The 12211-nt window shown below is 68.8% G+C and carries 9 protein-coding genes; 1 reads left to right on the top strand and 8 read right to left on the bottom strand.

Annotation, left to right across the window (positions count from 1 at the left end):
• Window positions 1-105: 105 nt before the first annotated feature.
• From VKG81_RS19070 to VKG81_RS19035, 8 genes are all read right to left on the bottom strand, one after another.
• Window positions 106-567, bottom strand: coding sequence for an SRPBCC family protein (locus tag VKG81_RS19070; RefSeq protein WP_324398230.1), 462 nt, complete (start codon window positions 565-567; stop codon window positions 106-108).
• Complete coding sequence (locus VKG81_RS19065; protein WP_324398229.1) at window positions 564-959, bottom strand: metalloregulator ArsR/SmtB family transcription factor; 396 nt, start codon at window positions 957-959, stop codon at window positions 564-566. Before VKG81_RS19065 ends, VKG81_RS19070 begins: the two co-directional genes overlap by 4 nt.
• Window positions 960-1036: 77 nt before the next feature.
• On the bottom strand, window positions 1037-2392 hold the full coding sequence (locus VKG81_RS19060; RefSeq protein ID WP_414685327.1) for a replication-associated recombination protein A: 1356 nt from the start codon (window positions 2390-2392) through the stop codon (window positions 1037-1039).
• A gap of 39 nt (window positions 2393-2431) precedes the next feature.
• Window positions 2432-3268 (bottom strand): DUF3097 domain-containing protein, encoded by an 837-nt coding sequence (locus tag VKG81_RS19055; protein WP_324398227.1) that lies wholly within the window; start codon window positions 3266-3268, stop codon window positions 2432-2434.
• A gap of 102 nt (window positions 3269-3370) precedes the next feature.
• Complete coding sequence (locus VKG81_RS19050) at window positions 3371-4420, bottom strand: putative zinc-binding metallopeptidase (protein ID WP_324398225.1); 1050 nt, start codon at window positions 4418-4420, stop codon at window positions 3371-3373.
• Window positions 4413-5315, bottom strand: a complete 903-nt coding sequence (locus VKG81_RS19045) for a transglutaminase family protein (protein WP_324398223.1) — start codon at window positions 5313-5315, stop codon at window positions 4413-4415. The genes VKG81_RS19050 and VKG81_RS19045 overlap by 8 nt, the downstream gene beginning before the upstream one ends.
• Window positions 5312-7978 carry a circularly permuted type 2 ATP-grasp protein gene (locus tag VKG81_RS19040; protein ID WP_324398221.1) on the bottom strand — a complete coding sequence of 889 codons (2667 nt, stop codon included), beginning with the start codon at window positions 7976-7978 and terminating at the stop codon, window positions 5312-5314. Before VKG81_RS19040 ends, VKG81_RS19045 begins: the two co-directional genes overlap by 4 nt.
• The gene (locus VKG81_RS19035) at window positions 7978-11286 is read right to left on the bottom strand and encodes a transglutaminase family protein (protein WP_324398219.1); all 3309 of its coding nucleotides are present in this window, start codon (window positions 11284-11286) and stop codon (window positions 7978-7980) included. The genes VKG81_RS19040 and VKG81_RS19035 overlap by 1 nt, the downstream gene beginning before the upstream one ends.
• A gap of 161 nt (window positions 11287-11447) precedes the next feature.
• Here VKG81_RS19035 and VKG81_RS19030 point away from each other — a divergent pair.
• On the top strand, window positions 11448-12211 hold a 764-nt coding region (locus VKG81_RS19030; protein WP_324398217.1), incomplete at its 3' end, for a thiolase family protein.

The following is a 12211-nucleotide window of genomic DNA, read 5'->3' as shown; positions in this document are numbered from 1 at the left end:
CGCAACGCGGCTACGCGAGTTGGGCGCCGACCAGCTCGACGTGGGCGAATTCGAGCTCGCCCTGGCCCATTTGCGGGTACCCGAGCTGGCCTGAGCAGCTCACCCTCAGAGCGCCTTGACCACCGCGTCGAGCCGTTCGTAGCCCTCGCGCATCCCGTCTTCCATGCCGGAGGACAGCAGCCCGTCGCGCACCCCGGTGTTCGGGCAGATGGACCGCGTGCGTCCGCCGAGGTCCTCGAACGTCATGAACTCGAGGTTCACCATGTCGGGTGCACCCTCGAATTCAAATGTCTGGATGACGAACTCGCCTGCCCGCACGGTGTGGAACACGCCGTTGAACCAGTACTCGCTGCCGTCGGGCCCGCGGTGCAGGTAGCGGTAACCGCCGCCGCTGCGGAAGTCCCAGTGCTCGATCTCTATCTCGTTGCGGGCGGGGCCCAGCCATTGCTTCACCAGCTCAGGCTCGGCGTGTGCGCGATAAACCGCGGCGACGGGTGCGTCGAACTCGCGGGTGAACTCCATCGCCAGCGTGTCGACCGGCGCCTTGAGGTTCAGTGCGTGCGTCATTTCCCTCGCTCCTTTGTGTCGGATTCTGTTGCAGTGTCGGCGAAGTCGTCGTCGGTGGTGATCGTCGCGAGCAGCGCGTCAAGTCGGCGGTAGTTGCGCTCGGCGGCGAGTCGGTATCCGTCGATCCAGGAAGTGAGGTTCTCCAACGCGGTCGCGTCGAGGTGCACGGGCCGGCGCTGTGCATCGCGGCTGCGGGTGACCAAGCCGGCGCGCTCGAGCACCTGGATGTGCTTGGAGACCGCCTGCTTGGTGATCGCGAAAGGCGCGGCCAGCTCGTTGACCGTCGCAGGACCGCGTGACAACCGCGCGACGATCGCCCGGCGCACGGTGTCGGCGAGCGCCAGGAAGGCGCGGCCGAGTTGCGCGTCGGCGTCGGCGGCGGCAATGCCCATTAATCAATCCCTAGTTTGATCAACTCATTGGTTGACAATGACGCTAGGGGTGCCCGAACGGTCTTGTCAAGGGCATGTCAGCCGCGCTTCTTGCGGATGATCGCGCGCAGCCGTTCGACCCGGGGCCCGATCTCGCGTTCGGCGCCGTGGTCGCTGGGTCGGTAGTAATCGACGCCGACGAGTTGATCGGGTGGATACTGCTGCGCCACGACGCCGTCGGGATCGTCGTGGGAGTAGACGTAGCCCTGCGCGTTGCCGAGCGCGGCGGCGCCGAAGTAGTGCCCGTCGCGCAGATGGGGCGGAACCAGGCCCGCCTTGCCGGCCTTGATGTCGTTCATCGCGGCGCTGATCGCGGTGATGACCGCGTTGGACTTCGGCGCGCTGGCGAGGTGGATGGTCGCGTGAGCCAACGTCAATTGCGCCTCGGGCATGCCGATCAGTTGGACGGTCTGCGCTGCGGCGACCGCGGTCGGCAGCGCGGTGGGATCGGCCATGCCGATGTCCTCGCTGGCGAGGATCATCAGCCGCCGTGCGATGAACCGGGGGTCCTCCCCCGCGACGAGCATCCTGGCCAGGTAGTGCAGGGCGGCGTCGACGTCGGAGCCCCGCACCGACTTGATGAACGCGCTGATCACGTCGTAGTGCTGGTCGCCGTCGCGGTCATATCGGACGGCGGCCTTGTCCAGCGACTGCTCGATGGTTGCGACGGTCACCGCCTCGCCCGTGTCGGCGACGGTTTCGGCGGCGACTTCCAGCGCGGTGAGCGCCCGGCGTGCGTCACCCGAGGACAGCCGCACCAGCAGGTCGACGGCGTCGGTTCCCACCCGAATCCCGCCGCCCAGCCCACGCGGATCGTTGACCGCGCGCGTGACGACGGTGCGGATGTCGTCGGCGGCCAACGGCTGCAACTGCAGGACCAGCGACCGCGACAGCAACGGCGCCACCACGGAGAACGACGGGTTCTCGGTGGTGGCCGCGACGAGCAGAACGATGCGGTTCTCGACCGCGGCGAGCAGCGCGTCCTGCTGGGTCTTCGAGAACCGGTGCACCTCGTCGATGAACAGCACCGTCTGCTCGCCGTGGGCGGCCGCCCGGCGCGCGGTTTCGATGACGGCGCGGACCTCCTTGACGCCGGCGGACACGGCGGACAGCGCCTCGAACCGGCGGCCGGTGGCCTGTGAGATCAACGACGCGAGTGTGGTCTTGCCGGTGCCCGGCGGCCCGTACAGGATGACCGACGCCGCGCCCGAGCCCTCGACCAGCCGGCGCAGCGGCGACCCGGGCTGCAGCAGGTGGGACTGCCCGACGACCTCGTCGAGCGACGCGGGCCGCATCCGTACCGCCAGCGGCGCGGACACCCCGCGGCCCCGACCCTGCCGGTCGGCGGAGTCGCTGGTGCCGGGCAGGTCGAAGAGGCCGGCGACATCGGACACGTTTCAGGCATACCACGTCGCTTCGGCGGACGGTCGCGCCTAGGGCTGCGTCACGAAGTCGATGAGCTCCTCGACCCGGCCGATCAGCGAAGGCTCGAGGTCGTTCCAGTCCCGGACGCGGGTTCGGATCCGCCGCCACGCCGCGGCGATGTCCGCCTGGTGTGCGTGCGGCCATCCCATGGCATCACACACGCCGTGCTTCCAGTCCACGCCGCGCGGCACGTCGGGCCATTGGTCAAGGCCCACCCGGGCCGGCTTGACCGCCTGCCAGATGTCGACGAAAGGATGCCCGACCACCACCGTATGAGAGCCGTATGGTCCCCGGCGGACGGCGTCGGCAAGGCGGGATTCCTTCGAACCGGCGACGAGGTGGTCGACGAGCATGCCGAGTCGGCGCGTGGGCCCCGGCCGGAACTTCTCGACGATGTCGATGAGATCGTCGACGCCGCCCAGCCGCTCGATCACCACGCCCTCGACCCGCAGGTCGTCCCCCCAGACCTGCTCGATGAGCTCCGCGTCGTGCCGTCCCTCGACGTAGATGCGGCCGGCCACCGCGACGCGTGCCCGCCGCGCCGGCACTGCGACCGAACCCGACGCCGTGCGCGTCGGTGACGTGGGCGGCGCGCCTCGCGGCGCGGTGAGGATGACCGGCCGGCCGTCGACGAGGTATCCGGGGCCGACCGGAAACCCTCTGATACGGCCATGCCGGTCCTCGAGGTCGATCCGCCCGTATTCGATGCGGACCACCGCGCCCACATATCCGGTCTGGGCATCCTCGACTAGCATGCCCACTTCGGCGCGCTGCTCGACGGAGCGAACCTTTGTGCGCTCGTGCGGGTTTCGGGCAAGCACGTCGCGGCCGTAGCGATCATCCACCCCAACGATCCTATAAACGAAAATCCGGACATTCCGGTTATGCCGCTTCACCGGGCCGCGTGTCGCAAGAGCCGCGCGCGACACCTCTGCGCCGTTCTGGAGCTAGTGTTCGCCCTGCGGCTCGGGGTGAGCGCTGACCTCGTCGACGATCGTGTGGATGAACCGCATCTTCTCCAGCACCGGGCCCGGCAGCACGAACGGGTAGAGGTCCTGCTTGCCCATCGACCTGTTGACCATGTTCAGCGCCCACGACAGAGGCAGCCACATCTCGATCGTTGTGTCGAAGCTACTGGGCCCCAACACCTTTCGTTCATAGGTGGCGTTAGCCGGAGCGAACGAGAACGCTGCGGCGGTGTCGAGCGTGTCTCGGATGTGCAGGTAGTGCGCGAAGGTCTCGGCCCAGTCCTCGGCAGGATGCATCGTGGCATATGAGGAGACATGGTTCTCCTCCCAGCCCTGCGGTGGGCCTTCCTGGTAATGGCGGTCCAGCGCGGCCTGATAGTCCGCGTCCGGGTCGCCGAACAGCTCCCGGAATCGGGCGGGGTAGACCGCAGACGGCGCGACGAGTCGGTAGTAGTAGTAATGGCCGATTTCGTGGCGGAAATGGCCGAGCAGCGTGCGGTAAGGCTCGTCCATCTCGATCCGCAGCTGTTCGCGATGGACGTCGTCGCCCTCGGCCAGGTCCAGCGTGATCACGCCGTTGTCGTGCCCGGTGAAGACCTTCTCCTGCTCGCTGGAGAGCAGGTCAAACGCCAGCCCGTAGTCCGGGTCTTCGTCGCGGCCCACGATCGGCAGCTTGAGTTCGTTCAACTCCGTGATCAGCCGGCGCTTGGCCTTCTCCGCGTCGGCGAACGCCGCCAGCGCCTTGGTGTCGGCGTCGTTGGGCCGGGTGCGAGTCAGCCTGCAGGATCTGCACAGCTGCCGCACCGGCTGCCTTTCGACCAGCCAATTGCACTGAGCCAGATGCAGATTTGCACATAGCTCATACTTGTCGGCGTCCACGAAGCCTGGCTGACCACTCTCCGGCCCGTCGGCGATCACCAGCAGCGCCATGTCGTCCAGGGAGAATCCCAGCGGGCTGTGGCAGGACAGGCACACGGAGTTCTCGAACGCCAGATGCTGCCCGCAGTTCGGGCACACGAAATCACGCATGAAGCACATCCCCCTCGTATGGCGCCACGTCCACCGCGACGTCGATCACGCTACTCTCGGAATCGGTGTAGATGATCCCACGCAGCGGCGGAACGTCCGCATAGTCTCGGCCCCAACCGACTGTGATGTAACGCTCGTCGACCATCTGGTCGTTGGTCGGGTCGAACCCCAGCCATTGATTTTCGGGCGTCCATACGGCTGCCCACGCATGGGTCGCGTCGATGCCGATCATGCGTTCCTTGCCAGGTGGCGGATCGGTGACCAGGTAGCCCGACACGTAGCTGACGGCAAGACCGTTGGCACGCAGGCACGCGATGGCCAGCCGGGCGAAATCCTGACAGACACCCTCGCGCGCCGCGAGCACCTCGTCGACCTGCGTGGACACCGTCGTCGACCCGGAGCGGTACGTGAAGTCGGCATAGATGCGGGAGGACAGATCCCTCAGCACTTCGACCAGTGGGCGGCCTCCGGCGAAGCTGGGGGCCGCGTAGTCGCGAACGGCGTCGGTGATCTCGGGCGGCCGCAGGTCGAGGGTGAACTCGGTGGCCAACACGCCGTCCAGCCCGGACGGGCGTGCCGACTCCCACCGCTCGCGCGCGGGACCCGACGAATACCGTTGCGGCGGGACAGGATCTACCTCGACAATCGACTTGCTGGTTACCGAGAGCCTGCGGTGCGCTGCGGTGACGTGGAAGTACGAGCTGATGTTGCCATAGACGTCGCGGCTGGTGGAGCGGTCGGCGGGCTCTGGGTCGATGCGCAGCTCGTGGGACAGGCAGCGCTGCCGTCCCAAGTCGCGTGGCGTCAGAAAGCCGCGACCGTACGAGCTGGTGACGACGTCGGAGTACCGGTACATCGTGCGGTGAATGATCTGATAGCAGCGGGGTGGCGTCATGGCATCACCCGGCGTTCGTCGGGGCCCCACAGCGGCTGCATGCCGCCCGGCAGCGACAGCTGCGTCGCGGTGATCACGTCGGACAGGTCACGCAGCCCGGCATGGATGCCGTCCAGCAGCCCGGCCAGCTCCGTGCGCCGGCCGTCGGCGTCGACGTCTTCGAGCTCGGCCGGGTCGAGCCGCCGCAACCGCGTGCTGATGTCGTCGACCAGCCGCTCCGGCCGTGACGACCCCGACGATCCCGGCAGGGCCCTCAGGTTGGCCCGAAGCCGTTCGAGCTGGAACACCAGCGACCGCGGGTTTGCGGCGTCGAAAAGCACCAGGTCGGCCACCGCGGCAACACTGACCTTGCCCGGGTTCCGCCGCCGGTAGATGACCGAGGATTCGCACGCCACCAGCGTCGACTCGGTGATGGTCTGCTCGGCGCCGACGCTGCGGGTCTGTGCCAGCGTCGCGCGCAGCAGCGCGGTCAGACCGAGTCCCCGCTCGATCCGTTTGCCGATGTCCATCATCGTCCAGCCGATGTCGTGCACCATCGACTCCGCCGCCACTCCGGACAACGCGAGCATCCCGGCTAGCGTCAGCGCCTGAGCCGACGCCAGCAGCGCGTCGCCCTCGGCAAGCGACTCGGGGGGCGAGTCGGACCTGTGCGCCACCGCGCGCTCCACCCCCGCCAGCACCATCCACGTGTCACCGGACAACTGGTCGCGAACCGCCCGCGCGGCCAGTGCCAGCCGCTCCACCGATTGAGCCAGTGATCCGGGCCGGTCGCGGTCCATCGTCAGCGACCACAGCGTCGACAGTGCCACGGCGATCATCTCGTGGCGGTCGCCGCCGGCATGGGTGTCGGTGCCGGTGATCTGGCCGAGCGCGGTCAGCAGCACGGGCACGCATTCGCTTTCTTCCATGCCCTGGCGGTGCCGGTACTCGTGATAGCGCTCGCGCGTGACGGCCAGCAGCCTGGCCAAGTTCTCGGCGCGCTCGCCGTAGCGTCCCAACCAGAACAGGTCCGACAACACGCGCGGCGAGCTGACGCCCTGGGTGCCCGCACCCGTCATCGCCGGCAGCGTGACCGAAGGCACCGTGACCGTCTCCGCTTGTGCGCGCTCGGTCGGCCGCACCCAAACATCCTTGGCGGCAATGGTATTCAGCTTGAAAGCGGCGTTGCCCGGTGCCATCACGTAGCCGAGGCCGCCGATCATCGGCGCGTAGCCGCCGCGCTGCGACACCGTGAACAGGCGCATGCCGACACTGGCCGACGCCAACGTCGCGGACCGCCAGTCGCTCGGCGCCGACGAGAACTGGGGCAGATCCTGGCCGATCCACTGCCACGGCGTGGCCTTGATCACGGCGGCCAGGTGGGCGCGCTGACCGGACGAGAGCATGGGCCCGACGATGGTGTCACCGCCGACGGCGGGCTTGATCAGCAGCGAGGACAGGTGCGCGAGCAGATGCGAACGCTCCGCGTCGATGCCGCCCCAGTACACCGGGGCGGTGTGCAGCATCGGCGTTTCATCGAGCAGCAGACCGGCCAGGTCGGGCAGAAAGCGCAGCAGCCCGGGACTTTCCAGAATTCCGCTGCCCAGGGTGTTGACAACGGTCACCTCGCCACGGCGCTGCACCTCGACGAGCCCCGCCACGCCGAGGCGGGAGTCCGCCCGCAGGTCGAGTGGATCGGCGTAGTCGGCGTCCACGCGGCGCAGTACCACGTCGACGCGCTTGAGCGTGCCGAGCGAGCGCATCCACAGCTTTCCGTCGCGGACGACGAGGTCGGCGCTTTCGACCAGCGGGAAGCCCAGCACCGTCGCCAGATACGCCTGATCGAAAGATGTTTCGGAGTGGATGCCGGGGCTGAGCACTACCACGACGGGGTCGTCGGCGGCGTCCGGTGCGGCGTCGATCAGCGCCAGCCGCAGGGCCTGGGCGAACGGCGACGTCGGCCGCGGTCCGATCCGTTCGTACAGGTCCGGCATCGCATGCGCGACGACCCGGCGGTCGGCCAGCGCGTAACCGGCACCCGATGGGGCCTGCGCCCAGTCGGCGTTGACGCGGAAGGCCCCCGACGCGTCCCTGCTGACGTCGCAGCCGTGCGTGAACAGCTGGTGGCGGCCGGGGATCTCGATTCCACGGGCCACCCGGACGTAGCCGGGATGGCCGAACACCAGCTGCGCGGGCAGCACGCCGCTGGTGATCGAGCGGCGCGCGCCGTACACGTCCCTCAGCACCGCGTCCAGGTGCCGCGACCGCTGGACGAGGCCGGCCTCCAGCACCTCCCAGTCGGCCGCCGAGATAAGCAGCGGCAGCCCGTCGAGTCGCCACGGGGCGGGCTCGGCGGTGCCGTGGCCGTTGGTGATCGCCTCGCCTTCGTGGTCGATCCGGATGTAGGTGATTCCGTCGTTGTCGACGAGTTCTCGCACCACCGACCGCAGCCGGTCCAGCCCCCCGCGGCCGCGCTCGCCCATCACGTCGGCCAGCTCCGCCCACCCCGGCCGGATCTCACCTGTCTGATCGACGAATTCGTCGTAGGCGGACTCGGGGCCGCCGCGCGGCTCGAACAGCGCCTCCTGCGTGCGCGCGGCGCGGTAGCCCGCGAGCAGACGATCAGGGTCGTGGCGGGGCCGCGCCGCCTTCTCGACCGGGTCAGTGCCGCTCCGGAGGACCATTACCGGAGAACGGTACGCACGCGTCGCAGGTCGAGGATCCCCGGCGCGCCGACATCGGTGGACAACCGTGCGTGCTTCTCCCGAATGTCGGACAGGTCGACCTGTCCCGGCGTGAACCCGGTCGCCTCGAAGCGCCGGCTGCGCCGCGATTCGGCCTCGACGGCATTGACCGGTGGCTCGTCGTATGCGCGGCCGCCGGGGTGGGACACATGGTAGGTACAACCGCCGCGCGACATGCCGGTCGCGGTGTCGACGAGCTCGAAGCGCAGCGGCCCGTCGACGGTGATCGTCGGGTGCAGCGCGCTGGGCGGCTGCCATGCGCGGAACCGGACGCCGCCGACCAGGATGTCCGGCTTCTGTGTGGCCAGCAGCGGCACGGGGTAGCCGTTGCAGGTGACGACGTAGCGCTGCCGGTCAGCGCCGATGGTGCGCACCTGGATGCGTTCCACCGACGAGTCGACGTAGCGGGCGGCGCCCCCGGCGGTCGATTCCTCGCCGAGGGTGTTCCACGGCTCGATCGCACCGCGCAGTTCGATCTCGACGCCGTCGAACACCGCGGTACCGATGCGGGGGAAACGGAATTCGGTGAACGGGTCCAGCCAGCTCGTGTCGAAGTCGACGCCGTGCGCACGCAGGTCCGTGGCGACGTCGGCGATGTCGTGAATCAAAAAGTGGGGCAACAGGTATCGCCCGTGCAGATTGTCGCCGTGGCGGATCAGCGGAGCCCGCAGCGGTTCCTCCCAGAACCACGCTACCAGCGAGCGCACCAGCAGGGACTGCACCATCGCCATCTGGACGTGCGGTGGCATCTCGAAGCCGCGCAGCTCCAAGAGCCCGAGGCGCCCGCGGGCGCTGTCGGGGCTGTACAGCTTGTCGATGCAGAACTCGGCGCGGTGCGTGTTTCCGGTGATGTCAGTCAGCAGGTGCCGCAGTGCCCGGTCGGTCACCCATGGCCTGGCCTTCCCATCAGCCGAGAGCCGCGCGATTTCGGCGAATGCGATCTCCAGTTCGTAGAGCGCCTCGGCGCGGCCCTCGTCGACTCGGGGCGCCTGTGACGTGGTACCGACGAACCGGCCTGCGAACAGGTAGGACAGCGACGGGTGCCGCTGCCAGTACGTCAGCATCGACACCAGCAGGTCCGGGCGGCGCAGCAGTGGCGAATCGGCAGGCGCGGTGCCACCGAGCGTGATGTGGTTGCCGCCGCCGGTTCCGCCGTGGGTGCCGTCGACGTCGAACGACTCGGTCGACAGCCGGGCGAACCGGGCCTGCTCGTAAAGGGTTTCCAGCTGCTCCTTCTGCTCCGCGAAGCTGGCCGTGGGCGCAACGTTGACCTCGATGACGCCGGGATCGGGCGTGATCGTCATCGACTTCAGTCGCGGGTCCTGCGGCGGCCCGTAGCCTTCGATGACCACCGGACAGTCTGCCTTGGCCGCGGCGGCCTCCACACGGGTGATCAGGTCGACGAAGTGCTCCAGCCGTTCGGTCGGCGGCAGGAACACGTGAAGCGTCCCGTCGCGGACCTCGGTGACCATCGCGGTCGTTGGCGCACTGTCTGAGTCGTCGATGACCGCGTCGGCGGGCTCGCGATCGACCGGAAGCAGCCCCGTGACGCTCAGCGGATCGGCCTCGTACGACGCCCGCGGCGGGTGCCAGCTGATCGAGTCCAGCGGTAGCCGCAGGCCGGCGGGCGAATCCCCGTCGACCAGCACGATGCGGCCACGTCGCAGCCGCCAGTCGGCGCTCGCCCAGCCCAGCTCGTCGTCGCGCCGGTGCAGCGGCAGCACGTAGGCTGCCGGCACGGCGACGGTCTCGTCGAGCCGTGCCAGCAGAGCGGCGCGGGCGCCCGGGCTGTCGTCGGCCAGGTCGTCCTCAGCGGCCACGGCCTCGCCTTCGGGCATCCGCACCTTGGCCACGAGTCGGCTCAGCGGGTCCTCGTAGACGGGGCGCACCTGGCCGGCGGGCAAGCCGAGCCCGTCGGCGATCGTGGCGAGGATCTGCTGGGCGGTGCCTGCGGCGACAGGGTCGGGCTCGGTCGTCCACGGGTCGGCCAGCAACGCGTCGTTGGTCCACAGCGGCAGGCCGTCGGCACGCCAGTACAGCCCAATCTCCCAGCGCGGCAGCGGTTCTCCGGGATACCATTTGCCCTGCCCGCGGTGCACCAGCCCGTGCGGTGCCCACACCTTCTTCAGCCGAGCGGCCAGGTTCCAGGCGTGTTGACGCTTGTGCGGCCCGTCGGCGGCGGTGGTCCACTCCTCGTCGACCTGGTTGTCGATCGACACGAACGTGGGCTCGCCTCCGACGGTCAGCCGGACGTCGCCGGCCGCCAGCCGCTGGTCCACCTTCGCGGCCACCTCGCAGATCGCCCCCCACGCCGCGTCGGTATAGGGCAGCGTGACGCGTGGGTCCTCGTGGACTCGGGTGACCGTGTTGGAGAAGTCGAGGACCGTCTCGCACACGTCGGTGGCCCCGGTGATCGGCGCTGCGGACGACGGGTGCGGCGTGGCCGCCAGCGGGATGTGACCTTCACCGGCGAAGAGCCCCGATGTCGGGTCGAGCCCGATCCAGCCGGCGCCGGGAATGTAGACCTCGGCCCACGCGTGCAGGTCGGTGAAATCGGCGGCCGGCCCGGACGGTCCGTCGAGCGCCTCGACGTCGGAGGCCAGCTGGACCAGGTAGCCGGACACGAAACGGGCGGCCAGGCCCAGCTGACGCAGGATGGACACCAGCAGCCACGCCGAGTCGCGGCACGAGCCGATCCCGCTGCGAAGCGTGAAATCGGGTGTCTGGACACCCGATTCCATCCGCACGCTGTATCCGACGTCCGCGTTGACCGCGCGGTTCAGCGCGACGAGGAAGTCGATGGTGCGGGTGCCCGCCGGCACCTGGAAATTACGAACCCAGGCCTGCACCAGCTCGCCCGGGCCGGAACCCTCATCGCCCTCGTCGACCGGGCGCAGATACGGCCGCAGGTCCTCGGCCAGCTCCTTGGGGTAGCTGAATGGAATCCGCTCTGCCCAGTCCTCGATGAAGAAGTCGAACGCGTTGATCACCTTCATATCCGCGATCAGGCCGACGGTGATCGTCAGCTGCCGGGTCCGGTTCGGGAAGACCAGCCGGGCGAGGAAGTTTCCGAACGCGTCCTGCTGCCAGTTGATGAAGTGGTCGGCCGGCTCGACCCGAAACGAATAGGCCTCGATCGGGGTGCGGGAGTGCGGGGCCGGGCGCAGCCGGACCACGTGCGGGTACACGTCGACCAGCCGGTCGAATGTGTAGCTGGTGCGATGCTCCAGCGCCACCTTGATGCCCATAGCAGGTGATCCCATCACAAGCTGAACAGGGCCGCAGCCGCTGCGGAACCGTCGCGGCGCTTTCCGGGGGTGTGCCGCACACCACGGAATCGAGCATCCGCGTTCTGGGTTGTATTATGCAACCCGGCATTGGAGCCGGGCTGACCCTATAGGAGACGACGATGACCGGATATGCAGGACGCGACGCCGTGATCGTGGGGGCGGTTCGCACCCCGATCGGCAAGGGCAAGCCCGGGGGCGCACTCTCCGGAGTTCACCCGACCGACCTCCTGGCGCACAGCCTGCGCATGCTCGTTGAGCGGACCGGAGTGGACCCGGCGCAGATCGACGACGTGATCGCCGGCGCGGTGACCCAGGTGGGCGAGCAGTCCGTGAACATCGCCCGCAATGCGTTGCTCGGCGCGGGCCTCCCCGAAACCGTGCCCGGCACCACGGTGGATCGGCAGTGCGGCAGCAGCCAGCAGGCCATCCACTTCGCCGCCCAGGGCGTGATCGCCGGCGCCTACGACATCGTCGTTGCGGCCGGTGTGGAGTCGATGAGCCGTGCGCCGATGGGCTCGAGTGTGCTCCCCGGCACCAACCCGTTCGGCGGGGCCTTCAAGCAGCGATACGCGGAAGGCCTTGTACCGCAGGGGATCAGCGCTGAACTGATCGCCGCTAAGTGGGGCTTCGACCGCCACCAACTCGATGAGTTCTCCGCGGGCAGCCACGAGAAGGCCGCGCAGGCGACCAAGGAGGGCCGATTCGACAGCGAGCTGGCACCGATCGCGGGGCTGCAGACCGATGAGATCATCCGCCCGGGCACGACGGTTGAGACCCTGGCCGGGCTGAAGCCCGCGTTCTACAACGAGGCCCACCAAGCGCGCTTCCCGCAGATCAAGTGGGAGATCACGCCGGGCAACTCGTCTCCCCTGTCAGACGGCAG

Origin of the sequence: Mycobacterium sp. (assembly GCF_035314905.1) — a bacterium.
Classification (GTDB): Bacteria; Actinomycetota; Actinomycetes; order Mycobacteriales; family Mycobacteriaceae; genus Mycobacterium.
Note: the sequence above shows the minus strand (reverse complement) of the source record. Positions and strands in the feature narration are given on the sequence as shown.